Below are 26,616 nucleotides of genomic sequence, written 5' to 3' on the forward strand. Positions count from 1 at the left end.
TCTTGTTTGAACCCTACCTATAAGGAATGGAAACTTTGAACTTTGAAGCTCTACACTCACACCATATACGTTTGAACCCTACCTATAAGGAATGGAAACACGTAGTGGGATATACAGACGAGTGGCATATATTCATGTTTGAACCCTACCTATAAGGAATGGAAACGTGTCTGGATGCGTTGTTGTTGTGTAAACACATCCATCGTTTGAACCCTACCTATAAGGAATGGAAACTTTATATCTTCTCTGTTACTTATGCCTACCCATGGGCCGTTTGAACCCTACCTATAAGGAATGGAAACATTCTCGTTCCATACGAAGTTTTAATTGGACCCACCCGTTTGAACCCTACCTATAAGGAATGGAAACTGTATCTGACAAAAGCAGGAATGGCTTGTGGTTTACTGTTTGAACCCTACCTATAAGGAATGGAAACTCGCCAGATACCGATATGACTTCGTTTGTTTTGACGCGCTTGTTTGAACCCTACCTATAAGGAATGGAAACAGTTGTTCAAGCAATTCTTGAAGCACTTCTGGATCATGTTTGAACCCTACCTATAAGGAATGGAAACATTTTATATTTCTTCTACTCAACCGGTATGGTCTATGTTTGAACCCTACCTATAAGGAATGGAAACGCGGATTTTGTTCATCTGTAACTTTAAATGCTCTTGGGTTTGAACCCTACCTATAAGGAATGGAAACACCGCAAAACTGGCAACCCTGGTTACCTGGTTGCCAAGTTTGAACCCTACCTATAAGGAATGGAAACAGGCGTCAGCCCGGGGTTATGTGGACGAGCTATTGTGTTTGAACCCTACCTATAAGGAATGGAAACTGCTTTTTGAAGCAGAGCCATGGTGATTGGTGTATAGTTTGAACCCTACCTATAAGGAATGGAAACAGCACTGACATGCTGTCCCTCCTTTCGTTTTTTGCGCGTTTGAACCCTACCTATAAGGAATGGAAACTGTTGTGCGATCGCTGCTATGACTTGGATTCTGTTTGTTTGAACCCTACCTATAAGGAATGGAAACTCTTTAGCTTCTCATGTAGCTCAGTAGGCAACCTTAAGTTTGAACCCTACCTATAAGGAATGGAAACCGCTTTAGCTTTTCCTGCGTAACGAGTGCACCTATAGTTTGAACCCTACCTATAAGGAATGGAAACGTACTTTTACACGCAAACCAATCTTCCGCCCAGCTTGGCACGGTTTGAACCCTACCTATAAGGAATGGAAACATTTCACAAATCAGCGGAACACTTGACGAGATTGCGTGTTTGAACCCTACCTATAAGGAATGGAAACGCTTTGAAACTGGCAACTTCTGTAACCTTGTTGCCAGTGTTTGAACCCTACCTATAAGGAATGGAAACGTGATTGTATCTGTTGCTTTACAATCGATTACTACGTCTGGTTTGAACCCTACCTATAAGGAATGGAAACGGCCTAAGGGCAATAAGGTTCTCACTTGCTTTGCTCGCGTTTGAACCCTACCTATAAGGAATGGAAACACGTACAGTCTGCGATGATAATTTCCACCATCATTATGGTTTGAACCCTACCTATGAGGAATGGAAACTTGTATGTTTCGTCTGCTATTTCATTGAGTCCTTTCGCCATGTTTGAACCCTACCTATGAGGAATGGAAACAAAGACTTAATTAGACACATCAACAGTTGGTTAGGCGTTTGAACCCTACCTATGAGGAATGGAAACCGCTTCACAGCTTCATTTTCCATCTTTAACTTCTTCAGTTTGAACCCTACCTATAAGGAATGGAAAATGCAATATGATCTTGCTATCCTTTCTTGAGAGGGTAGATACCTTGCTCTTGCAAATGTACAGCTTCAGCAAGAAAAGGCATTCAAAAACTTCTTCAGAGATCCAAAGCATTTTGGAGTACCGAAGTTTAAGAGAAAGAAAGACAAGCAGTCATATACAACGAACAACCAATATCTGAAGAATGGGAACCAGACAATTAAGGTAGACTTTGAGAAAGGACTTTTGTATTTACTGGTATCAAGAAAAAAGGAAGGTTCTAAAAACAGGGAGAAAGCAAGAGGAAGGCTTGCAAAGGAATATGAATATGTGAGTAACTCAAAGAAAGACTTTTTGCACAAGATATTCAAAACCATCATAGACGAGAACCAAGTCGTGGTGGTAGAAAGATTGAACATAAAGGGATTGGCAAGAACAAGATTGGGAAAACACATATTAATAAAGATCTTAGCTTGAGAGATAGAAGTTGGAAATGTCCGCGATATGGAAGCATGCATGATCGAGACGAAAATGCAGCGAGGAATCTGAGGGATTATGTAATCTCGAGTAGGGAAGGAACAGCCCGAATAGACGCCTGTGGAGATTGGACCTCTACTGCTGGTGAGAAGCTTGGCAGCAAGTCTGGTCGATGAAGCAGGAAGCCTCCGCCTCTTCAGGTGGATGGCATTTCACTCCGTCCCGACTATTTTCTGTTTGAATTCTTCCAATGGATGCAGTATCCCTGATCATAGTTTCATACTGACAACAAGAATCGGGCGCAAAATTGTCTGGGCTCTTGTACTGATTGTTGACGTGGGTGGAAAGGAAGGAGGACGAGGAGGTATGATGAAGGCTGATAAAATCAAGCAAATCAATATCCACACAACAGCCTGAGTCACAAGAATCCAAGGTAGTATTATGAGAGTTATGTGCTTATTGAAAGTGCATGAGAACCTGCCTAAGGATTTTGATGGCATTACAACCTATAAGGAATGGAAACTGGAAGGATGGGAGTAAAAATGGGAGTCGAAAGAAAAGAAATACCGCAAAGAATGAAAGAAGAAATGCGAAATAGTCACGAATCCACAGGGTTTATAACTTTCTCTTTTTTAAAACGTCCATACGATGAGTTAGCAGTTAATTTGAAGAAATTCCGAGGTTTGGATTTTAAATATGAAGATGTCCTAAAGGAATTGAACAGTACATGTTACTCTATGCGCCCAGGATTCGAGTCAAGATAATCTAAAACTAAACGTTGTAGATCTTTTTAATAATCATATTGTTTATGATGAATTTACCATGACCGTATATGGAAACTTAAAACTCGCATATATGAAAGATGGTCAGCTGCTGAAGTTCTATATATGTCACAACACAAACGAAATTGCGTTTCATAAGTTGCTTACCAGGAAGCTAAGCTATGCATTCTTCAAGAAGATTTATACAGATTTGAAATTAGATAAGCTTGAAGACTTTGGAAAATATGTCATATACATGGACACTTTTGATGAATCACCAATCTTAGGTGATCATTCCGGTGGAGGAATGCTGTTTTCAATTTATCTTTTGCAAGTTCTAGGGCAAAATAGATATAAGATTGAAAAAATGACGGGAGGATTTTTCTCATGCATGGAACAATATCCAGATACGATAGCTCCAATGCGTGGCATGTATTCACTTCTATGTAAAATCACTTTGGAAAATTCTGAAAGAAAGCATAAAATGCGGGAAGTGTTAGACAAACTCAATGAAGACAGACCACTTATAAAACGAATAATTGGTGATGAAGTAGCTCTTGAAGAACTTAGAGATATTTGCCCGGTAAATGTGATTCAAAACTCAGAAAAGGTGCGAGATGCACTATCACTATGTAATACAGAAGATAATGATAGAGTGGATATCAGATTCTATATGGGATTAAATGATGACAGCCACGTTTTTGATTTAGGTTATCACAGAGATGAAAGTCGCAAACCAGATGATCCGATAAAAACTACGGAAATGGGAAGAGAATTTCCATATAATTATCTTTCTCCATCTGTAGTGTATTACAGAATAAGTTTAGGTTTTGGAGCAAAACTACTTATGCCAGAATTAAAGCAAATGCCAGAATTAGATGAAATGTGACTATAGGAGGTGATCTGAACGCGGATACTTAAAAACAAGCATGTCAAAAGTGTATTGTTCGCAAGTGGAGTATTTTAGCTTGCTTTTTTCGGTTAAGAAAGCCTTGCTGTGCACAATTCCATTTAGGAAAAGTTCATGGAAAAGTGTCTATGATTTCGGGCGCTTACCTCACTTAGTACGATATCTTCGAGCGGATTAGTTTTTGAGCTTCCTTTCTTGTTTACCTTCGTTTCGAGCTTTTTAGAGGAAATCTCTCAAAGGAAGAATACGACCAAGAGATAAATCTTGTCCGCGACTATCTCTCCTCCTCGCAAAAACCCCACCTTCAAGCTTTCCTCGAAAGATGGAAAGGTTCTTCCCAAACATAGTTTTTTCACCTTCATTTTGCTTCTCTGTTTGCATGTGGCAAAATCGTATTATAAGATTAATGTGAACAGTGTATGAATTGCCTGCGCTTGCCAAATCGTGGGGGCTTGTATCTTTCGCAGTCTATGTTCTTAGCGACATATCTTTCAGGTGGATATAGCACTTGATTGGTAAAAATTTACCATCGAAAGTTGTGTAAAAGTTAATCTTCATAGAGATTCGAACACAAGGTAAATTTGAAGAGGTGATAGCTGTGTTGGCAAGGAAAAAACGTGGTGGGAAATCTTCTGTCTTGATAGCCACTCTCGGCACTGAGCCACAGGTAGTCACGATCACTCTCGACAAACTGCTTGAACAAAAGTACTTGGTTGAAAAGGTCGTGGTGATTTACACCTCGGACAATAACGTTTCAAATGGCCTTGCAACGCTCAAGCAGGAGTTTTCACAGAACGAGAACTATTCTAACATCACCTTAACTTGCGAACCGGTTCAACATAACAATGTGATCTTAAGCGATTTCACTTCGGAAGAGGCTTTGAACGCTTTATTTAGAACAATCTATAAAGTCGTAAGAGATGAAAAAAAGAGCGGTAGAATCGTGCATCTGTCCATCTCGGGTGGGCGTAAGGTGATGGGGGTCGTTGCCACCGTTGTAGCACAGCTTTTGTTCGGTGAGGAGGACAAACTTTGGTATTTGATCACAAAGAATTGGAAGGCTGGCTGTGAAAGAAAATTTCATCTTGAACAACACGAGGAAGCTTGGCTTATAGACATGCCGGTCATACGTTGGTCTGAAGCGGATACCTTCATGGAACAGGTTGCACAGCTGAATGATCCCAAGGAAATCTCCATCTGGTACAAAAAACTGACGAAGAAGGCGAACCAACAAAAGCTTAGCGAATTTGTGGAACAGCACCTCGGAGAAAGGGAAAGACAGTTGTTGAAGCTTGTTTGCAAGGGACTTTCGAACGAAGAGATAGCAAGAGAGATGTACATCGAAAAACAAACCGTTGCGAACCATTTGCAGAACATAAACAATAAACTAAGGGACTTTCTCGGCAAAGAGGATATGAAAATCAACAGAAAGGTCTTAATCACCATGTTCATGCCGATATTTGAATCCGAGGACTAATTGGGGGTGAGAACGATGAAAGCAGCAAAACTTATTTTCATGGTTTCAACAGTTGGTACAAGTCTGTTGACAAACGCGGCGGTGAAGGATCAGCAGCTTCAATCTTTACTCAGAGAAACTGCCAACCTAAAGGAAAAAGATTTGAAAGAGGATCAAAAAGAGGTTCTTCAGAAACTCATAGATCAAGTTGGAAAAAGACTTGAGCTATCCACTGTTCAGGAGATCAAACGCATGAGCGCCGAGCTGAATGGAATATTGAGCTACTTCAACAACCAAAAACCAGATCCAACAAGCATCCATGTTTTGATGTCCACCGATACCTATCAAGGGATCAGCACGGCAAAGCTTGTTCAGGAACGTCTCAGGCAATTCGGTGTGGAAAATGTTCAAATCTTCACACCACCCAACTTCGACGTTTCGACAACGAAGAATTTCTCAGAAGGGATGAAAGCCATCGTCAAATGGTGTTATGAGGTTGCAAAAGGCTACAGGGAAGAAGGTTATCATGTCGTCTTCAACCTTGTCGGAGGGTTCAAAAGTTTTCAAAGCGTTATGAACACCTTGGGAATGTTCTACGCGGATGAAGTCATCTACATATTTGAAGCACCTTCGGCGGATTTGATAAGGATCCCAAAATTACCCATAAAGATGGAAGATCAACCAATACTGAAAGAAAAAGTGGTTCTTTTTGCGATGATGGAACATTGCTACATTGCCGAGCCACACGAGGTTTCGAACATACCTGAGATATACCTTGAAAAAGACCAAAATGGTAGAGCAACCTTGAGCGAATGGGGCTTACTGGTTTGGAACGAGAACAAGTACGAGATCTTGAAAAACATGGAACTGGAAAAACTGACCTTTCCAAAAATCGTTTACGAGAAAAGTTTTCTGAAGGACTTTGAACAGATCGCAAATTCCAAGCAAAAAGTTGACTTGATACTCACTCTTGCCAAAGTATCGGTGAACTATTCCGAAAAAGGGATTGCAGCTTTAAAAGCCGATCCTGGATTGTTATACGAAAACTATAAAAACCGTGAAGACAGACTTGGGCATTTCAGAATCAACGAAGGTTGGAGAGTCTCTTGCGAGGAAAGAAACGGTATGCTGTTTTTGAGGCACGTGGGAACACACGATTATGTCAACAGAAACCCTTAAGGATGGTGGTTGGATGAGGCTGACAATCACTCTTCAAAGCGATGAAAAGATCAATCTTCCTGTGAATTACAATCACATGATCCAAGCGATGATCTACAACGTTATGGATGATCCAACTTTTCGAGCTTATTTACACGAACACGGTTTTGAGCTTGGAAAAAGAAGTTTCAAGATGTTCACCTTTTCTTGGCTCATGGGCAAAAGCGTATTTGAAGAATCGACAAAGAGAATAATCTTTGAACCGCCGGTGAAACTGGTTGTGTGTTCCCCAATGAACTCAATAATGCGTGAACTCGGTTCTGGACTTCTAAAAAAGAAATACATACGGCTCGGTGAGAATCTACTACAGATAAGCGAGATAGCCACCATGAATAACGATGTCAACGAAAGCAGAATACGGGTGAAGATGCTTTCCCCGATAGTCGTCTACAGCACTTTCGAAAAACCCGATCAAAACAAACAGACGCATTATTATTCGCCGTTTGAGGAAAGGTTTAACGAACTTGTGAAACAGAACCTCGAGAAAAAGTATTTCATCGTCTATGGAGAAAACCTCTCGGAGGATGGGTTCTTGATCGAACCTGTGAAAGTCGGCGGGAGACACTTTGTCATCACTTCCTACAAAAACACCTGGATCAAAGGTTGGATGGGAGAGTACGAACTAAGGGGAAATCCAAAGCTGTTGAAACTGGCGCTCGATGCAGGCTTGGGCTCGAAAAACTCTCTGGGTTATGGATGCTGCGAAGTTGTCCAAGGAAAGTGAGGTGAAGAGTTTTCGGCAAATCCAAAGCAAGTTCGAAAAAAGTGAATACCAATCCACCAATTAAAGTGGATTACACTCCGACAGGAAACTTCTGGATAGACAATGGTTTAGTTCACCTTCTAATCAAAAAAGGACCTGGAATTTACCCCGCAAATGATCTTTTAAGAGAACTGCGGAACGACCTTCTTCAACCCACCGGTAAGATGGATCAATATTATGATCAGAATACCAAACAGCTGGTTACTTACCCAAAACTCGGTTGGATAGCCCCAGCAAGCCATTTCATAAAGGTCAACGATACGTCGAGCAACAAAATCAGCGTTGCAGGCAAAGAATACAGAACCGCTCCAGCGAACCCAGAGCTGAATTTAAAATACAAATCAAAGATAGCAGATTGCGAGATTTGCGGAACACATGGCTTGGTCGTTGACACCTCAATGTGGATCTTTCCAATGGTTGCGGCAGTTGACAAGTTTGGCAATTTCTATTCTGGTTCCAAAAAAGGAACACTGCTCTGCCCTCGATGCGCCGTGGCCGGGGTGGCGTGTTATCTATCCCTCCTCTGGGTTGTGCAAGGTCGCCAGACCTTGCACATCTTCCTGTTCCACGGAGATCTGAAAGACCTTGAACTATTGCGCAAAGAAGTGATTGACTATCTCAAACTGTCAGAAAGCAAAGCTGGAAATGTGAAGCTTCCGTTCTACGGTGATTATCCACATGAAACAATTCTTGCGTTGCTGCTGGAATTGTTCTCACATATTGGTAGTTCCAAAACGCTTTCAGATGAGAGAAGAAAGATTTTGGCATCGATCTTCGGCGTGGAAACTGCTGCTGTTGGCTCAAAAGGCAGCAAACTGAGTTTGTATTGCTTGAGCGGATCGATTGAAGGTACAAGACAGGTATTTAAAGCGCGCCATCTTTCAAATATCACGCAACTTCATGCGCTTTATAAACTCTACGAAGGCTGGATCGCAGCATTGGCAGATTCGCAGAATCCAAAGCAAGCTCTCACACAAGTGTTCAGGCAGTTTACAGTCAGCCAAAAACAGAGAGAAGAGACGATCTGGCGCGAAAAGATAGCCTGGGCAATTCTCGAATTCTCCGATCCGTTGCCGTATGTTGAGGATTACCTGTTTGAAGGCAAACTGAGAAGCGACAACAAGACGCCTCTTGTTTGGGGAACTGTGAATGTGATCGATTACTACTGCAAGGAGGTGCTTAGTATGGAGGAAAAACTGATAAAAGTACTCATGGGTTTTGGATCAAACCTTGGAAAACAGTCTGCTGAGAAAAAGGACATGAGCGTGCTTTATGCCTTAAGAAACGCGAAAAACGTTGAAGAGTATCTCAAAGTACTCAACGACGCGCAGTTTCGATTCGAAATGATGGTTCCAAGGGAGATAGTTGAGCTTCAGGAAGAATCCAAGATATTCAACACACCTTGGGTGAGAGTGAAAACACTTCTGTCAATATACGCCATGAACAGCTATCTGAGGACCTTAAAGGGTGGAAACGAGGGACAAGGAGGCGAGAAAGATGAATAAACCAAAGGCAGTCTGCATAGGTTATCTTTCAAAGGTTTCAGTCGGTAACGTGAATTCATCTCACACCGAAGGGAATGTAATAGTCGCCAAGAAAGTCACTTTACCGGATGGGAATTTCATACCCTACTACTCGGGGCAGTGCATCAGAAGAATAATCAAAGACAGGTTTGAGGACTTCTCCCTTGAAGTCTCCGATTTGGCGGCTAAGGTCGAGAACAAACAAGTTCTCCCACCGGTAAGACCTTGGGAATTCATCGACGAAGATCTTTTCGGCTACATGGAACCAGGCGGAAGGAAAAGAACATCCCCCGTTAGGGTCTCCGCGGCTATAGGTTTGTTCCAGTACCAAGGTGACAGAGACCTTGGAACAAGAAATTTCCAAAGATTCGGTCTGGAAGCCAGCGAAGGTGGAAATATGTACGAAACGGAGGTATACGCAAACCTTTTCAGAGGAAACATACTCGTTGAATTGGATAGACTCGGAGTGTTCAGCGATTTGGAAATCGGTGAAGAAGCAGGGAAACACCTGAAGGACCTCGAAAGAGTTGAAAAGAATGGTCGAATAATCTGGGTATTACCAAAGGAAAAACGCGTTGAAAGACTGAAATGGCTGCTTGAAGCTGTGAAAACGCTTTGGGGTGGAGGAAGAACGGCAAGGCTGTTGAGCGATTTATCCCCCAAGTTCTTTGCATATGCCAAGCTGACAACAAAGCATCCTGTTTTTCTCGAATCCATCGAAGTTAAGTACTCCCAAGGAAAATACGAGTTGATCTTAGATCCACTCCTTTCAACTGTTAAGAAGTTTGGAGACTACGCCGATCGTTTTATCTTTGGTTTTGAGTCCGGTTTTCTTAGCAACGAAAACGATATACGGAAAGCTTTCTCGGAGCACAACAAAGTTACAGTATGCCACATTCACGAAGCCTTCGAAGAAGCGAAAAAGGATGTTGAGAGCATATGAAGGCGTTGTGGGTCAAAGTCATAGCGCAGGCATGTTCCTTCAGACCTCCTTTGGATCATGTCTACCAAAGAACGTTGCCCCTTCCGCCACCAACGACAATTTTGGGTTTTGCCGGAGCAGCACTTGGACTTGAGGACAAAGCTATCTGGAGTCAAGAAAGTCCGTTGCTAAATGTGAAAGTATCTGCACTCTTGTTGAACAAACCTGGTTTTGCGAAAGATATGTGGAAGATTCTGAAAATAGACAACTACAAAATCTCCGAGCGCTCTCCGTACTTTCGAGAAATGCTTTTCAACGCCCGCTACATGCTTGTATACGGCTCAGCCGATGAGGATTTTTTGAAGCGCTTGAAAGAAGCTATCCTCGATCCTGTGTACGCTCTATCGCTTGGCAGAGAAGACGAACTTGTGTTGGTGGAAGAGTGTGACATAGCAGAGCTGCAGGTTGGCGGAACAACCTTCTATGGAACAGCTCTTGCTGGGGATATATCCAAAATGAAATTCCACTGGATACCAAAAGGCGGCGTAAAGTTCGAACCTCCAATCTGCGAGAACATGCCTGTTGCTTTTGAAGTGGATAAAGATGGCAGACGTTATCCGAGATCAAAACAGCTTCTGACCTTTTTACCTTACGATTTGCACGTCGTGCTAAATGAACCAGTGAACTCTTACACCTTGGAAATTCTCAAAGGAAGGAATTTCACATGGATGTCTTAGACGTTCTTGCAAAACCGGATGTTCCTTTGATAAAACACAGCAGCGAAGTTGTTCAACTTGCACAGAAAATTGCAAAGATCTTGATCATAGAGAATGGCATTTCTCAAAGAGCCATCTTAGCTTGTGCTTTCCACGACATAGGAAAATCCACACACAGTTTTCAAAAATTCGTGCGAAAAGAAACAAAGAAAGCGTATCCGCATGCTCTTGCTTCTCTGCCTTTTATTATGCTTGTTGAGTCGATTCTGTTTGATGAAAACCTTCTTGCCACAGCGGCGGTGTTGACTCATCATTCACCTTTCACACCTATGCTTTACAAGGGCTTTGAAAGTTCAAGTAAGGAACCAGATTACTTGGATAAAGAGATCATAAAAAAACTACTTGCACAGTTACTCCAGGAGATTAACATGCGTCTCCCAAATTCACAGACAGTTGATGAGATCACGCAGCAAGCCTTAACACTTGGAAAAAATCCAGCGGCAATTCTCGATACACAAATAACCTATCAAGATGGTGATACTGAAACAATCAGGCTCAAGCTTATGAATCTGCCGATTGATGATTTTTCAAACGTCAAAGCGATCTTACAACTTTCCGACTGGCTTGTCTCGTCGAGCAGCTTGAGTGTTAGAAATCTCTTCCTTGGAAAATCGAATGCATGGATTGAGAAGATAAAGAGCACGTACAATCTGAGGAATTTCCAGCGAAAGGTTCTATCTTCTCCTGGATACGTCCTGTGGTTGAAAGCTCCTACGGGTACTGGAAAAACCGAGGCACTGTTACTTTGGGCAAGGGATTCAAAAAAGCTCATCTACCTTCTTCCAACCCAGGCGACAGTCAACGCCATGTGGAAGAGGCTGGCAAAACTTTTTGGAAAGCGGAAGGTTTCAATCTCCCATGGAATGTCAGGATACCTTTTAAGATCGCAAGAAAAGGATGAACAAGAATATTGGAATGAAAAACTCTTGGCAAAGGTGTTTGGCAAACCTGTAACCGTTGCAACGCTCGATCAATTTTTGCTTGCACATCTGAACACAAGGCATTGGGAAATACAAAGAACTCTCATAAGAAATTCTACGGTTATAATCGATGAAATCCACTGTTACGATGGTTACACCCTTGGCTTGCTGTCTCAGGCATTGGAATTCGAAAAACCTTTAAAAATAGCCTTCGCCAGCGCCACAATGCCCGAGTTTCTCAAAAACATCCTTCCACAAGGACAAGAAATCGAAGCCGAAAAGAAGCTATGGAACCGAAGAAGACACTTTGTTGAGCTTGTAGAAAATCCACTGGAAGACTGTGTTGATGAAATCCTACGGTATGCAAACCAAGGGAAAAACGTTCTTGTAGTCTGCAACACCGTCAAAAAAGCTCAGCAAATGTACCAAAACATAAGCCAAAGATACCGCAAAGTCAAACTCTTGCACGCAAGGTTCATATACAAAGATCGCTTGAAAAAAGAAAGACATTTGATTGAAAACCAGAATAAGATGCGAGGAGTGATATTGGTATCAACCCAAGTGGTTGAAGTTAGTTTGAACATATCCTTCGATGTCTTGTTCACCCAGATAGCCCCGATAGATGCCTTAGTTCAAAGACTTGGCAGAGTCAATCGATTTCCAAGCCGATCAAACCAAGCCGCCCCAGTCTTCGTATCCCTATATGAAGACGAGGACTCGAAAAGGATTTACGATGCGGAGATATTACAAGAAAGTCGACAAATAACGATGAATTTGCCAAAAACGCCGACTGAAAGAGAGTGGGCTGAAGCGGCAGATCAGCTTTACAAAGCCATCTGGGAAAGTCAAACATTCCAGCAGGAATTCAATGAAGGCAAAAGAACTTTATATGAGCTCAGAAAGATGCTTGGTTGTTACACGATAGATCTTCGCGACGAAGATATGAGAAGGAGATTCTCGACTCGAAAAGGTCAGTTGTCTATAGACGTTCTTCCTGCTAAATTTTTCGACGAAGCAAGAAAACTTATGGAAACCAACCAAAGTTGGCAGATAGTTGAATACCTTGTCCCCGTGCCAATAGGTTGGCTTTATGCTTACAAAGACTGGTTCCAACCGATAAGCGACCTATCCTGCTTTCAAGTGGATCTTGAGTACGACCAAAAGTTGGGACTTTTGCCTCCCTCAAAGGACAAGATGCCCTCAAATATGGAAATACTATAGAAAAATCGAGGGGGAAGTTCATGACGCCGAAGATCACCGGTATATTGGTCAACTGTTACTTGATCTGTCCAAGAAAAGTCTGGCTTGTTTCCAGACAAATCGGTCCCAGCAAAGACAACATTCATCTTCAACTTGGAGAAATCCTGCGTCAAGAAAGCTACGAAAGGGAACTTAGGGAGGTTCACATTGAGCATCTGGCGTTGGATGTAGTTATCATCAGGGATGAAAACTTGATCATAGCTGAGGTCAAAAAATCCTCCAAAGCCAAAAAAGCAGCAAGGATGCAACTTGCTTTCTATTTGTATGAATTGAAGCGCATGGGAATCGAAGCTGAAGGAGAGCTTCGATTTCCAGAAGAAAGAAAACGCGAACGACTGATTTTAGACGAAAGCCTGCAAAAGGAAATTGAAATTGTTATGGAAGATATCAAACAACTATTGAAATCGGAAAAACCCCCTCAGCCAAAATGGATTGGTTATTGTAGAAATTGCGCTCACTCGGAATTTTGTTGGGCTTGAAAGGATGGTTGCCATGGCAAAAAAGACTCTTTACATCTTTGCAAGCGGAAGATTGCAAAGAAAGGACAACACCATTTGCGCTGAAACTGAGGAAGGAAAAAAGTACTTCCCTGTTGAGAGTGTAAGGGATATCTTCATCATGGGCGAAGTGGATTTGAACAAAAAGTTTCTCGAGTTCCTCGAGGAAAAGGAAATCGTCGCACACTTTTTCGGATACTATGGTAATTATGTTGGAACGTTCTATCCCAGAGAGCACAACAACTCTGGTTATATGATAGTCAAACAAGTCGAACACTATCTAAATCCTTCGCTGAGACTTAAACTCGCCAGAAAATTCGTCGAAGGATCCTTGGAAAACATGCTTCAGGTGTTGAAATACTACGAAAAAAGGAAGAAGAATCTTGAAGAGTACTGCGAAAAAGTTAGCTCATTACTCAGAACTCTTGAAAACTGCAATTCAATTGAAGAATTGATGGCAATTGAAGGAAACGCAAGACGTTGTTATTATGAGAGTTTCAACGTCATCCTTGAGGACACACCGTTTAGTTTGGCAAAAAGGGAAAAAAGACCCGCGACAGATCCGATAAATGCGCTTATCAGCTATGGTAACTCTCTTGTGTACATGAAGCTTTTGACGGAGATATACATGACCCATCTTGACCCAAGGATAGGCTATTTACATACGACAAACTTTCGAAGCTTCACGCTGAACTTAGATGTTGCCGAAATATTCAAGCCCATACTAGCTGATCGAACTTTGTTCTCCATTCTGGGGAAAAGGATGATCGATGAGGAGGGCTTTGAATATAAAGGTGAAATGTGCATTTTAAAGGAAAAAACCGCCAAAAAGTACGTTCAAGAGTTTGAAGAAAAACTCTCCACAACCCTCTACCATAGAGAATTAAAGAGAAATATAAGCTATCAAAATCTGATGCGTATGGAACTCTACAAGTTGGAAAAACACCTGATGGGCGAAAAGGAATACGAACCGTTTGTCAGCAGATGGTAAAACACACCACAAGAGAGGAAGTATCTGGTGTACATCATCCTCGTCTATGATGTCAACGTGAAGAGGGTCAACAAAGTTCTGAAGATAGCAAGAAAATATCTAACGTGGGTTCAAAACTCGGTACTCGAAGGAGAACTCACCGAAGCAACACTCAAAAAACTTCAAAGAGATCTGAGCAAAGTGATAGATCCCAACGAAGACGCACTGATTTTTTACAAACTACCAGATGGGAAAAACCTCTCGAGGGAAACCATTGGTACACAAAAAGGCAAAGAGACCTGGGTACTTTGACAAGCAGTTCGTCATACGAACTTGTCGTCGACCTACGATAATGCAAAAACTACTGGAGGTCGACGACAAACAGTTTTTATTCTCTACGACTGACAAAACTCAAGTTAGATATTTTTAACTCTCACTCACAAGTCCACCTTCACCCCCCAGGTCGACGACAAATTAGCTATACGAACATCTCAAAAGTTGACTTGGCAAAAGCAAAAGTGATATAATTTGACCAGAATCCAAAGATGCTGGTATAATCACATATAGAAAAAACGGGTTTGGACACTACCTATGAGGAATGGAAACTTTTTTCAAAAATATACTTCGCAGTCGAAATTGACAGTTTGGACACTACCTATGAGGAATGGAAACGCTAAAATATTCGGGACAGCGGGCTTTGCTGTTCCAGTTTGGACACTACCTATGAGGAATGGAAACACGTCTAAAACCTTGTGCATTGCTAGTCTATCCGTACGTTTGGACACTACCTATGAGGAATGGAAACTTTGTGCATCTTCCGGCAGTTCTGTTGCTCCCTCTGTTTGGACACTACCTATGAGGAATGGAAACATGATTTTAATAAAGGGGGGGTTTGATGGGTAAAAAACCGTTTGGACACTACCTATGAGGAATGGAAACATGGTGGGCGCAAAAAGAAGGAGGGATTTACATGATAGTTTGGACACTACCTATGAGGAATGGAAACGGTGTACTAGCCAACAGGCACGGCATCTGGCAGAGTTTGGACACTACCTATGAGGAATGGAAACTCTTTTTCTGATTCGCCGTTGATACTAACTCTGATTAGTTTGGACACTACCTATGAGGAATGGAAACTGTATTTCACGGATCTATGCAGCTTCAGATGGATCGTTTGGACACTACCTATGAGGAATGGAAACGCCTGCAAGGCGTTCAAGTTGACGCTAAGACCTATCTCGTTTGGACACTACCTATGAGGAATGGAAACATGTCAATCGCCTTCGCTGCGGCACGTAACGGAGACATACCCGTTTGGACACTACCTATGAGGAATGGAAACCCGTTAACATACTTAATCGTAAACGGTGGATTCTCCCCAGTTTGGACACTACCTATGAGGAATGGAAACTCCGCTGCCCCTTCTTTGCCTGCAGGTTCTTCTCTATATCCGTTTGGACACTACCTATGAGGAATGGAAACCCTTATTCGTGATGTTTAATCTTTCCAACACTGAAGGTTTGGACACTACCTATGAGGAATGGAAACTCTGGCTTAAAAGCAAAGTGATGAGTTCTCTGCCAGTGTTTGGACACTACCTATGAGGAATGGAAACGCTTCAAGCAGGTGGACTACAACCCGCTTGTTAAAGGTTTGGACACTACCTATGAGGAATGGAAACATGCCTTGTGTATTCCAACAATTCCGCATAGAAAATCGTTTGGACACTACCTATGAGGAATGGAAACTCCGAATGCGGATTATAGTATCTCTGTTTTCTTAGACATGTTTGGACACTACCTATGAGGAATGAAAACATTAATGGGATCTACGTAAATGGCATTGGCCCGCTTAGTTTGGACACTACCTATGAGGAATGGAAACTTGCGGCACGGCGGCAAATTTCGTCATAGTTCATTTGTTTGGACACTACCTATGAGGAATGGAAACTCGTCATACCCTGCGCCGTCGTAAGCTGCGATGCTGACCGGTTTGGACACTACCTATGAGGAATGGAAACACGTCTTACGATCAGCCAAATTGCCGCGTAATTAAGTATATCCAACAGTGTGTCTTCTATCGCTTCATTGTTCGGTTCTCTCTTCGACGTGATTAAATTGATTAACCGTTCAAGTTTGTCACTCATTCTCACAAGCAAACCTATTTCGCCGAACTTAGCTATGTTTCCAGGTCCATAATCAGCCTGTTTCTTTGCAAACAAAACTGCCGCTTGTTCAATTGTCTTAATGTACTCTTCCAAGACTTCTTGATCCTGCGGACAAATCTGTCTTAATCTTTGCAAAAGGTCCATTCAATCCACCTCCAACGCAATCCTATAACGCAGCTGTAACATTAAATATGCAAACAAAAAGGCGGGCTTGTGTGCCCGCCTCTCTGGTATGGATATATTCACTACTTCTTGTTTTGTTCTTCTCTTGCGGCTTTTACATCACGCCAGTAGTTTTTCCACCACAGTCCTTTCTTGATGCTTTCCCAATCTCCGTTTGTCAAATCGCCTAGCAACCTGCCGATAGGTCCGCGTATTAGTATGATTAGCAGTATTCCAAACAATGCATATCCAAGAATCTCCATACGACCACCTCCTGTGCTCACTTCTTATCTTTCTTATTCTTTGCGTTGATGATTAATCCGACACCGACCAAAATCAGACTCACGACTATTAGACCCAACAAAGCCTCCGGAAACAAAACAAAATACATAAAACCCCTCCTCGACTAAATATTAGCAAAAAAAGACCCTGCGTTTTGCAGGGCCAAACTTGGATATTTACCTTCCCTGAAATTGCCCAAACTAATAATACGGCCTGGCAGCGGTCTTAAATTCATATTTCTGTACTTTCTTTAAGGTTATTCAGCGTGATTGCTTTGTTCGGGTAGTAACCTTCTGGCATTATTACGCATGAACCTTTGTCTGTGGCAAGGACCAAATTATCTAGATTCACGAACACTTTGCATTTATCCACAGTAAACCTTAGCTTGAGCGACGTATCCACAACTTTGACGCCAACACAAAAGAATGCGGTCCCTTTCCGCGGATAATTACATCCGAGATTCTTGTCCCGTCCCACTCAAACACATCTCTGTTGATCTCTTCGCCTACAGTATGTAAGAGCGATACATTTGCCACGTTTGGACACTACCTATGAGGAATGGAAATACTCCTCTCAGATTCTTATCCCCATTGCGCCTGCGCCCTTTTGAATACCACCCATAGGAGAAGGAAAACGCGAGTGTATAATTTTGGATAGATTGTTGCACTTTCACTTCATTGTCATAACGGGGTGACAAGGGTGAAAACGGTGTCTTTCTTGTGTGAAGTGATTACTCCGCTGTTTATGTCAGGATCTAATGTACAGACTTTTGAGCTTAGACCTTCCGAGATAAAGGGAATGATGCGCTTTTGGTGGCGCGCTGTCAAGGCACTGGATGACAAGGAAAAATTGCGAGAGGAAGAAACCGATATTTTTGGAGGAATAAAGCCAACTAATCTGAAGAGCCCCGTGAGCATAAGAATTATTCAAAACTTGAATGATACATCGGAACAAAAGGCTGTCAAGTTGGGAGAAAACATTCAAGGTAGAATAAATCAGCGAGCTGGCATTAAGTATCTGTTTTATTCGACCTTTTCTTTGAAGTTTGCTGGCGAGAGGCTTGTAAGAAAATACCTACAACCTGGAACGAAATTTGAGCTGATTCTGTCATGCCGAGACGATGATTACGAAAAATTTCAAAAAGTTCTTGCTGCCTTTTGGCTGACCGTTAATTTGGGAGGACTTAGAACAAGGTCGAAAAGAGGCGCAGGAGACATAAGGATTCTGCAACCTAAAGAGTTAAAACTAAGAGAAGAAACACTGAGTTTTGTAAAGGACGACGATAATAACGTAACAAAGTGGATCGTTGATAATTTTTATGTAGTGAGAAAGATCATCAACGGTTGTAAGGATTTTTGCTCTTCCTATTCTAATCTTTCTTTGTCAAGGTTCTTGATAAGCAAGGAGAGTTTCAACAGCTGGGAAGATGCTTTGGACGATCTTGGGAAAAAATACATAGATTTCAGAAGGAAAAATTCTTCCAAAAAGCCTCAGATTGGGGTTTTTGGACTGCCGGTCAATTACAGGAGGACGAGAATCACTTGGAAAAAGGTCAATGATCAAAATGAAGACTCTGACCATGATCGGCGAACTTCTCCTCTCATTTTCAAGGTCTTTAGATTTGGCAACAAATACCGCTGGATGGTGCTTCGTATGAGTGGAGAATTTCTTCCCGAAGGATCTGTTTTGAATTTGTCAGGTAGAACACAAAAGCCCGACTTTTCTTTGATAGATGAGTTTTGGAATATTTTGAAAGAACATGCAGTTGAAGATATTCTGTCAGTTCCTGAAACCTTGAACAAACTTGCGGCTGAGATCAAAAAAGAACTTGATGCAAGAAAAGTGATACTTTTTGGTTCAAGAGCTCGTGGAGATGCGACTAAAAAATCAGACATTGACATTGCTGTTGTAACAGGCAAAGCAGTTTCCAATTTCGAGAAAATAGCGAATGTTGACTTGGTAAATCTGAACAAAGTCAGCAATGATTTGAGGGAAAAGATAATCAAAGAAGGGATCGAGCTGTGATGAGAGAAAGGGTGCAACAATACTTTACACAATTTCAGAATGCTTTGCGAAATCTGGAAGAGGCAGTACAGTACGCAAAAACAGATATAGAAATCGATGGAACAATAAAAAGGTTTGAACTTTGCTATGAACTCAGCTGGAAACTAATAAAGGAATATTTGGCAGACCTTGGACTTATTTGCAAAAATCCAAGAGACTGTTTTAGGTTAGCTTATCAAAATGGATTGATAGCAAACGATCAAATATGGATGGAAATGATAGACGCCAGAAACAGACTTGTACGCACTTACTCAGCTGAAGAATCCAGGGAAATGTTCATCGACATAAAAGAAAAGTTCCTTCATGAGCTCAAATACCTCTATGATAAAATATTGAACGCAGGGCAAATCTGATTTCGTCTATTAGTTCGCACTACAAACTTGTCGTCGACCTTCACTTCCGAGATCGACGGCAAATTGACTACGCTAACACTTCAAAAGTTGGCTTGAGAAGAGCAAAAATGATACAATTTGACCAAAACTCAAAGACGCTGGTATAATCTCTTATAGAGAAAACGGGTTTGGACCCTACCTATGAGGAACGGAAATACCCAATATCTAATCGTCAGGTCCTATCCAACGTCGAGTCGCACACACTTGAACCCTACCTATAAGGAATAAAAGCATATAGACAGCTGAAATAACATGTTTCAAATTGTTTAGGTTTGAGTCCCGCATGTTAGTCGCGGAAACGGTATCCTGAAAACACGTACGTATAAATTTATGTTTGAGAAGAGTTCCTGAAAAAATGGTAAGAGATTCTTATTGTGAAAGGCGGTATCGTAATTATCGAAATCCATATTGTTGTTGGGGGGACAGCGGTGAAGAGGTTATCCTTCGAGTGTGAAATAATTACACCAATGTTCATGTCTGGTTCGGATACGATGACTGCTGAACTGAGACCGTCGGAAATCAAAGGTATGATGCGCTTTTGGTGGCGTGCAGCTAGGGCACTGGATGATCTAAGTAGCTTGAAGAAGGAAGAAACTGAGATTTTTGGTGGAATGGATCAAGGCAATACGAAAAGTCTCAAAAGTTCTGTGAGTGTAATCATCGAAAGAGAAAGTTTGAAAGCCGGGAACAATATACTAGATTTGATAAACTCCCAGCAAGGAAATAACTACCAAGGCATTAAGTATCTTTTGTATTCAACTTTTTCTCTCAAATCTGGTGGAAAAAGGTTGATAAAGGGCTATTTAAAACCTGGCAGTAGGTTTAAATTGATTCTTTCGTTTCGCGATGATAACGACGAAAAGATTAAAGCAGTTCTTGCTTCATTCTGGCTTGCGATGTACCTTGGAGCATTTGGTTCGCGTTCAAGAAGAGGTGCTGGTAGTGTTAACGTGATATCTCATGACTTTGCATTTGATTTTTTGGACTTTAATCCAAAGGGTTCAACAAAAGAGGAACTGGAAAACTGGTACAGAAAAAACTTAGCTGAAATCAAAAAAGTCATTCAGCCTGCGAAAACTGGTCGATATTCAAATCTTTCGAAGGCTAAGATATACATAGCTGATCCTAAGCCAACTTGGATTGACGCTCTTGAAGAAGTCGGGATAGTATTCAAAGAATACAGAAGCAAGAATAAAGGTAAAATTTTCGATATGGCAGCCTTTGGCATGCCCATTCATCATAACCAATTCTCCGTTAGGCTTGTCCCATATGATCAAAAAGGAAGGATTTCTGATAGATTCGCCTCACCTTTGATAATAAAAATCGTAAGGTCAAACGGTAAATACTTCCCTGTTCTGATTCATCTTACGGTCGATCCAATTTTCGCTGGAAAAGAGAGCAAAGACGGGAAAAGATGGATGACAGCAACCGTAAATGAGAGGAAAAAACTCAACTTTTCTGTTATCGACGAGTTTACAAAAGAGTTTACAAAATTTCTTAATGCCGTGGTGATCGAGTATGAAAAACTGTGAAAGGATTTTAAAAGGCTTTCTTCACGATCCAATTGACAAAGTTTTAAGGATTCCAGGTCACGTGGGTAGAGCCAAAATGTGCATGGAAATTCTTGGAATCTCTGGTTTTGAAGAAGCCAAAGACTCGGATATGATTGCCGCTGCTATGGAAAGAACTTTGCTTGAAGATACTGAAAAGATTCAACCGTTTACCGAAATTCGTCATCCGTTGTGCGAAGGAAAGCTTGATGTACCAGAAGGTTTTCCAGAAGGCATTCCAGAGATTTTAGAGGATGTTCTTAAGAAAATAAAATATCTTCAACCAGAGGAAATGGTTTATTGGCTTTACCGCAACTACATAGACGAAGTAGTGGCAAAGCTTAAAGTCAAAGGCGATGTAGAGCTTTCAAAATACATGCCGATTTTGCCTGCGGATACCCGTGTACCTGATCATTCAATATTCGAGCATTTGAAAATTGCTTCTGCGATAAACTCGTATGAAAAATACCAAGATAATTCCTTATTCTTCTTCTCGATTGGGCCTGTTCAATCGTTCATTTCGCAGTCACGAAAAACGCAGGATTTGTACAACTCAAGTTATTTGCTTTCCTATTTAACATTTGTCGCTACTTGGGTAGTTGCGGAAGAATATGGCCCAATGTCCATAATTTATCCCGAACTTTATGGACAGCCTTTGTTCGATTGGTTTTTGGAAAAGAAGAAGCAAATTGAAGTTAAAAACTCACTTTCAAGCTTGGTTGATCTTGCAACCATACCAAACAAATTTGTTGCGATACTTCCAACCTCAAAACAAGAAGAGTTGGAAGATATAGTAAAAAAATGCGAAAAGGAAGTAAGAGAAAAATGGAACGATATAGTCGAATATGTACTTGATAATTTCCTCACATCCAAACCACAGCAAGAGATAATTGACAGACAAATCAAAGACTTTCCAGAAATTTACTGGGTTATTGTTCCATGGAGAATAAATGGAAAAGAAGTGCAGATTGAAGCTTTCAGAGAATTAAAAATAGAAACCGAGACTATTGAGAAGATCATAAAAACTCTCAAGAAGCAGTCCCTTCCTGTAAACGTTGGAATATACTATCCTTTGATCTATTCTCTTGGTGAAAAATTCCTCAAAGCAAGAAAGCAGTTGAGAAACTTTGTGCAAACTGAAGAATATGGGAAAAAATGTACCATTTGTGGCGAACGTGAAGGAGTAGTTTCACAAGGTAACGTTAAGCCCGACAAAAAGCATATTTTGAAAGATAAAGAATGTTTGTGCGTAAACTGCTTTGCAAAAAGAATGCTGGATGAGTATTTGGAGAAAAAAGAATTCCCCGGTGCCACATTTGGCGGCTTTCCATCGACAGCGGAAATATGTCTTGCAGACTTTAGAGAAAAGATTCTTTCTAGCGAAGACTGCAGAACTGCGTATGAGGAATTTTCAAAAGAATTTTCAAAACTTTTGTCTGTGAGAATTGTTAAAGATTCCGTCGTGCCCAAGTTGAAAGATGACTTTGATAAGATAGCTGAAAACATCTATGGTGAATGGCTATTTGAGGAAAATCTAACTCAAAGAAAGATTAAAGAGGAGCTTGGTGAAGTTGAGAGAATTGAGAAAAATCTTCCAGAGCTTAGAGAACGGCTGAAAGAGCTGCACAAAAAGGTGGGTAAGCCATCACCTTACTATGCGGTGATCATGCTCGATGGTGACAACATGGGAAAATGGCTTTCCGGCGAGCTTTTACCTGATATTAGATACAGTTACAACACCGAAGTTTATGAAAGCTTCTCTGATAGCTTTAAAAATAATCTACCCGAAAGAAAGCTGCTAACTCCTGCCATTCATGCTTCTATTTCACATGCTTTAAGAAACTATGCTATAGAGTTTGTCAAACCTATAGTTGAAAAAGAACATCTTGGAAAGCTCGTCTACGCCGGTGGGGACGACGTACTTGCTTTCGTTAATCTGAAGGATCTAATACCCGTTCTAAGAAAACTCAGGGCTGCGTTCAGTGGACAGGTTGAAATTGTCGATGGAAGAATTCAAGTCAAGTCTGACAACAAAACAGGATTCGTTGAAAAGGACGACAAACTGATCTTAACAATGGGACCAAATGCAACTGCTTCATGTGGAGTTGTGATTGCACACTACAAAGAGCCGTTGAAGTACGTCTTGAACAAGGTTCGAGAAATGGAAGAAAAAGCCAAGCAAAATGATAGAAATTCATTCGCAATCAACTTAATAAGACGAGGCAAAGAAAGGATAATAGTGAGTAAATGGTTCGTTGAAGATAATAAGACAGATGTTTTAAGCGAGCTTGAGAATATCTTGAGGTATTTCAAGGAAGAAAAGCTTTCAAAAACCTTTGTGTCCAAAGTTTACGATTCAGTTGTTAAGACTGTGAATAGTACCAATGGGCAGCTTCGCCTTCGTGGAAAAATGCTGGAATACGAGCTCAAACGTTTGATAAAAAGATCCTCTGATCCAAACAAAATAACAAACGAGGAAATTGAAAGCTTAGCCGAAAAACTCCATAAATTGACTTACGCTTCTTTCCATTACAACTTTGGATCGTTTATTTGCTTCATTTATCTTGCTGCATTTTTGAGCGATTATCTACTTTGAGCGGGGGATTGGAAATGGTTATAAACATCAAACCTGTTGATACTTTGTTCTTCAGAAATTCAAAACCTTTTGAAGTGGGGGGAGAAAACTGGGCTGAGATCGTGTTTCCTCCCTTGCCAAGAACCGTTTACGGAGCTTTGAGAACCTACTTGATCTTGCAAAAAGGCAGCATAGAAGAGTTTAAACAAGGAAAATTCGAAGAAGATCTTGGAACAATTGATACATATGGAAAATTCAAACTCAAGGGGATATTTTTAAACAAAGACGGTACCCTTTATTTTAAGATTCCGTACGACTCGGTGTTGATAGAAGGCAAAGACAAATTAAAAACCTTAGAACTTATGGAAAAACCGAAGTTGATGATTTCAAACTATCCTTTGGAATACGTACTTTTCTACCGTGGAGGAGAAAAAGTCGAAGAACCAAGTGGATGGATTGATACCTATGAATTGAAAAAATATCTTACCGGAAAGGATGCAACGGTTAGCAAGAATTCTTTCTACAAAATAAGTGAAAAAATAGGCATTGCAAGGGATGAGAAATCGTTATCATCCAAGGAATCTTACATTTACAAAATACCACTTGTTCAACTTGAGCGCGATGTTTGCATATCCGCTGTTCTTGAGGATTCATTGAGATGCTTGTTTGACAAAGAAGTAGATATGTTGCAACTTGGTGGAGAAAGAAAATCCGCTGTTTTTGAAATTGACAAAACTGATATCGACGATGATTTAAACGATTTGAAAGATTTGAACGTTGATCTTAAGGACGGCTTTTTTAAAGTTTGTCTGCTGACACCGACAGTTTTTAAGAAAGGATGGTTACCAAGCTGGATAGATGAAGCTACAAAGGAAGGCAAAATCGGTAAATTGAAGGTAAAGCTTGTTGCGGCTGCGACTGGAAGGTACATCAAAGTTGGTGGGTGGGATCTTGCAAGAAACAAGCCCAAACCTTTGAAGAAAGCCGTTCCAGCTGGCGCAGTTTATTACTTTAAATTGCTGGAAGGCGATGAAAAAGATGTTTTCGAAACATTCCACTTTAAAAACATTTCCGATGAGTTTTCCGAAGAAGGATTTGGTTTTTCCGTGGTGGGGGTAGTAAATGGCGATGGAAGATAAAATCTTCGTGATAACTTCGGTGGGACTATCGCTGGTTGAAAATTATTCAAAAAACGGGGGAACTGCGTACCTTTCAAGCGATTTACTGCAGAAAAGCAAGAGCGAAAATTGTCACATATACAAAGATGAAATTGAAAAACGAGATATAAAATCATGGATCTCAAAACTTGAAGAAAAAGAGTGTATCAACTGTTGTGCTGAGATAAAAAGTTTAGAGAAAATTGTTAGACGGCTCGAAAACAAAAGCAGTAATCAGGCTTTGGAGGTTGTTTTGATCAAATCTGACACAATTGGTTGCCACATATCTGTAGAAGTTTTATTAAAAGTCTTACCAGATGTTTTAGGGTCTGTTCTTCAAGAGAACATCCAGCTTCAAATTTCTAAGAAATTCATAAAGGATTTGAATTTAGAAAATCCAAAAACATTTCGACAGGGGATTAAAAACTTGGTTTGTGAGGTTTCAAGCTTTTTTGACAAGGGTAAGCTTGTGTTTGACATAACCGGTGGTTATAAAAGCGTTATAGCTGTTTTATCAATACTTGCGCAGATCAATCAATCTCCTGCTTTTTACGTTTACGAAGACACAGACTGCTTGATAGAAATCCCTCCAGCACCTATAAGACCAGATCTCGCATTCTTTGAAAAATACAAAGAACTATTTCAAAAGGATGGTATCGTCCCAGAAAATGAAATTCCAAATGGTTTTCCGGAAGAATTGTTGGACATCCTTGACGAAAATGAAAATGGCAAGTTTTATTATTTGAATCCGTTTGCTAAAGAGCTTTTCAAAAAATGCGGAAAATATGCTCTTGATAGCAAAAGTTTCCTGGAAACCTATGAACATTCAAGCTACGAGGAAATCGAAAGGATAATCACCGTTGTAGGTAGTTCTGTTTTTGAAAGGAACGAACTACTCGGCAAGGACGATATAGAGAAAGCGGAAAGATCACCTGCCAACTGTGAAGAAAGAGAATGCAAAAAACTTGAGAAAAAGTTAAAAGATAAACAAAATGAAAATCTCAACTGCGCCGAGTTAGATTCCATAATGACAATTTTGAAAAAGAACAACATTGATCACTCAAGGGTAGAAATATATTTACTATACACCGATACTTTGATTTCAAAATTGGCAGCTGAGTATGTGAAGAATAGGCTCGAAAAGATGGGAATAAAATCCAAATCGTCGGTAATTCAAGGACTACGGATAGATGATTCGGATAAATTCATCAAAATGGGACTTGTGAACCTTTTGAACGAGGTGTACAAGATCGCGGATCGCAATTGGAAAAAGGTTTGTTTCAACATCACCACAGGCTTCAAATCTATCGTTCCGTACCTTACGTTTCTTGCTATGGTAAACAAAAGCAGGATTTTTTACAAATTTGAATTGGCAGATGAGCTTTTCCAAATACCGCCTTTACCTATCAGCATAGATTGGAGTTTGATCAAGAATAATGAAAAAAACCTTTTGGAAGTTGAATTCGGCGATTGTTGTATCAGTAAACAATCATACGAAGAATTAAGATCCTTGGTTGAAAAATCCGGAGATAAATACGTGTTTACAGGTGTTGGAAGGATTCTTTGGAAAAAATATTTGGAAATCAACGATATTCATGCACTTTATCTGTCGGACTCAGCGCTTAAAAAATATGAGAAGCTTAAGAAGAGTGACGAGAACCACTCTACAGCTTTTGAAAAATCGCTGAAAGAACTTCTAAAGGAGTTGCACAATGTTGGTGAAAACTTCAAAAGCAGAGACAAATTGTGTCACGATGTCGGCTGTGAAGAGTTGAAGAAAAAGGGTTTCTGCATTTTCAAAGACGAAAAAGAAAGACTCCAGCTGAGAATAATTTGGAAATGCGAAAAAACCGAGTTGTACAACACTTACAAAGTGTATGTCAACGAATTTTACATAGGTAAAGAAGTTCACAACGCCGAGAATGAATACGTCAATAAATGTCGAGAAAGTGCTGAAAAGATTCTGAAGGTCGGTGGATACAGATTGTGTAAACTTTGTAAGGACGGTTTGATAGTACTAACTTAAGAAAAAAATTTAGAAATGGGGGTT

At 40.7% G+C, this 26,616-nt stretch carries 20 protein-coding genes, 1 pseudogene and 2 CRISPR repeat arrays (1 of these 23 running past the window's edge); of the genes and pseudogenes, 20 read left to right on the plus strand and 1 reads right to left on the minus strand.

Features of this window, described 5'->3' with window-relative positions; translation table 11 throughout:
* Positions 1–1,789: direct repeats of the CRISPR family, unit length 30 nt; unit sequence GTTTGAACCCTACCTATAAGGAATGGAAAC; it begins 63 nt to the left of the window's first position.
* A gap of 173 nt (positions 1,790–1,962) precedes the next feature.
* From THETH_RS10835 to cas2, 14 genes and pseudogenes are all read left to right on the plus strand, one after another.
* Positions 1,963–2,241: a transposase gene (locus THETH_RS10835; protein WP_211205294.1), complete on the plus strand. Its 279-nt coding sequence runs from the start codon at positions 1,963–1,965 to the stop codon at positions 2,239–2,241.
* Positions 2,238–2,417, plus strand: a complete 180-nt coding sequence (locus THETH_RS11130; protein WP_456153939.1) for a zinc ribbon domain-containing protein — start codon at positions 2,238–2,240, stop codon at positions 2,415–2,417. The genes THETH_RS10835 and THETH_RS11130 overlap by 4 nt, the downstream gene beginning before the upstream one ends.
* A gap of 646 nt (positions 2,418–3,063) precedes the next feature.
* On the plus strand, positions 3,064–3,891 hold the full coding sequence (locus tag THETH_RS05855) for a hypothetical protein (protein WP_013932445.1): 828 nt from the start codon (positions 3,064–3,066) through the stop codon (positions 3,889–3,891).
* A gap of 221 nt (positions 3,892–4,112) precedes the next feature.
* A pseudogene (locus THETH_RS11070) lies at positions 4,113–4,259 on the plus strand (hypothetical protein); the annotation flags it as partial.
* A gap of 251 nt (positions 4,260–4,510) precedes the next feature.
* Positions 4,511–5,389 carry a CRISPR-associated protein Csx14 gene (locus THETH_RS05860; RefSeq protein WP_013932446.1) on the plus strand — a complete coding sequence of 293 codons (879 nt, stop codon included), beginning with the start codon at positions 4,511–4,513 and terminating at the stop codon, positions 5,387–5,389.
* Between the two features lie 15 nt (positions 5,390–5,404).
* Positions 5,405–6,547: a putative CRISPR-associated protein gene (locus THETH_RS05865; RefSeq protein WP_013932447.1), complete on the plus strand. Its 1,143-nt coding sequence runs from the start codon at positions 5,405–5,407 to the stop codon at positions 6,545–6,547.
* Between the two features lie 13 nt (positions 6,548–6,560).
* Complete coding sequence (gene cas6, locus THETH_RS05870) at positions 6,561–7,310, plus strand: CRISPR-associated endoribonuclease Cas6 (protein WP_013932448.1); 750 nt, start codon at positions 6,561–6,563, stop codon at positions 7,308–7,310.
* 41 nt (positions 7,311–7,351) lie between these two features.
* On the plus strand, positions 7,352–8,854 hold the full coding sequence (locus THETH_RS05875; RefSeq protein WP_013932449.1) for a hypothetical protein: 1,503 nt from the start codon (positions 7,352–7,354) through the stop codon (positions 8,852–8,854).
* Entirely contained in the window at positions 8,847–9,815 is a 969-nt protein-coding gene (gene cas7i, locus THETH_RS05880) for a type I-B CRISPR-associated protein Cas7/Cst2/DevR (protein WP_013932450.1), read from the plus strand. Before THETH_RS05875 ends, cas7i begins: the two co-directional genes overlap by 8 nt.
* On the plus strand, positions 9,812–10,531 hold the full coding sequence (cas5, locus tag THETH_RS05885) for a CRISPR-associated protein Cas5 (protein WP_013932451.1): 720 nt from the start codon (positions 9,812–9,814) through the stop codon (positions 10,529–10,531). Before cas7i ends, cas5 begins: the two co-directional genes overlap by 4 nt.
* A complete protein-coding gene (locus THETH_RS05890; protein WP_013932452.1) occupies positions 10,519–12,711 on the plus strand; it encodes a CRISPR-associated helicase/endonuclease Cas3 in 2,193 nt (730 codons plus the stop codon). Before cas5 ends, THETH_RS05890 begins: the two co-directional genes overlap by 13 nt.
* A 20-nt stretch (positions 12,712–12,731) precedes the next feature.
* Positions 12,732–13,229 carry a CRISPR-associated protein Cas4 gene (gene cas4 / locus THETH_RS05895; protein WP_013932453.1) on the plus strand — a complete coding sequence of 166 codons (498 nt, stop codon included), beginning with the start codon at positions 12,732–12,734 and terminating at the stop codon, positions 13,227–13,229.
* Between the two features lie 13 nt (positions 13,230–13,242).
* A complete protein-coding gene (cas1b, locus tag THETH_RS05900; protein ID WP_013932454.1) occupies positions 13,243–14,238 on the plus strand; it encodes a type I-B CRISPR-associated endonuclease Cas1b in 996 nt (331 codons plus the stop codon).
* 27 nt (positions 14,239–14,265) lie between these two features.
* On the plus strand, positions 14,266–14,529 hold the full coding sequence (gene cas2 / locus THETH_RS05905; protein WP_013932455.1) for a CRISPR-associated endonuclease Cas2: 264 nt from the start codon (positions 14,266–14,268) through the stop codon (positions 14,527–14,529).
* A 264-nt stretch (positions 14,530–14,793) separates the two neighbouring features.
* Positions 14,794–16,237: a CRISPR direct-repeat array (repeat unit 30 nt; unit sequence GTTTGGACACTACCTATGAGGAATGGAAAC).
* 392 nt (positions 16,238–16,629) lie between these two features.
* On the opposite strand, the gene THETH_RS05910 is transcribed toward cas2, so the two are convergent.
* Positions 16,630–16,809, minus strand: a complete 180-nt coding sequence (locus THETH_RS05910; protein ID WP_013932456.1) for a hypothetical protein — start codon at positions 16,807–16,809, stop codon at positions 16,630–16,632.
* Positions 16,810–17,527: 718 nt separating this feature from the next.
* Here THETH_RS05910 and cmr1 (THETH_RS05920) point away from each other — a divergent pair.
* The 6 genes from cmr1 (THETH_RS05920) (at position 17,528) to THETH_RS05945 (ending at position 26,592) form a co-directional block, all read left to right on the plus strand.
* Positions 17,528–18,853: a type III-B CRISPR module RAMP protein Cmr1 gene (gene cmr1 / locus THETH_RS05920; protein WP_041446408.1), complete on the plus strand. Its 1,326-nt coding sequence runs from the start codon at positions 17,528–17,530 to the stop codon at positions 18,851–18,853.
* The gene (locus tag THETH_RS05925) at positions 18,853–19,245 is read left to right on the plus strand and encodes an HI0074 family nucleotidyltransferase substrate-binding subunit (RefSeq protein ID WP_041446620.1); all 393 of its coding nucleotides are present in this window, start codon (positions 18,853–18,855) and stop codon (positions 19,243–19,245) included. The genes cmr1 (THETH_RS05920) and THETH_RS05925 overlap by 1 nt, the downstream gene beginning before the upstream one ends.
* A gap of 467 nt (positions 19,246–19,712) precedes the next feature.
* Positions 19,713–20,816, plus strand: a complete 1,104-nt coding sequence (cmr1, locus tag THETH_RS05930) for a type III-B CRISPR module RAMP protein Cmr1 (RefSeq protein ID WP_041446409.1) — start codon at positions 19,713–19,715, stop codon at positions 20,814–20,816.
* A complete protein-coding gene (gene cas10 / locus THETH_RS05935; protein WP_013932462.1) occupies positions 20,803–23,430 on the plus strand; it encodes a type III-B CRISPR-associated protein Cas10/Cmr2 in 2,628 nt (875 codons plus the stop codon). Before cmr1 (THETH_RS05930) ends, cas10 begins: the two co-directional genes overlap by 14 nt.
* A 14-nt stretch (positions 23,431–23,444) precedes the next feature.
* Positions 23,445–24,548: a type III-B CRISPR module-associated protein Cmr3 gene (gene cmr3, locus THETH_RS05940; protein ID WP_013932463.1), complete on the plus strand. Its 1,104-nt coding sequence runs from the start codon at positions 23,445–23,447 to the stop codon at positions 24,546–24,548.
* A complete protein-coding gene (locus THETH_RS05945) occupies positions 24,532–26,592 on the plus strand; it encodes a putative CRISPR-associated protein (RefSeq protein ID WP_013932464.1) in 2,061 nt (686 codons plus the stop codon). The genes cmr3 and THETH_RS05945 overlap by 17 nt, the downstream gene beginning before the upstream one ends.
* The last annotated feature ends 24 nt before the right edge of the window (positions 26,593–26,616 follow it).

The organism is Pseudothermotoga thermarum DSM 5069, assembly GCF_000217815.1.
Taxonomy (GTDB): domain Bacteria; phylum Thermotogota; class Thermotogae; order Thermotogales; family DSM-5069; genus Pseudothermotoga; species Pseudothermotoga thermarum.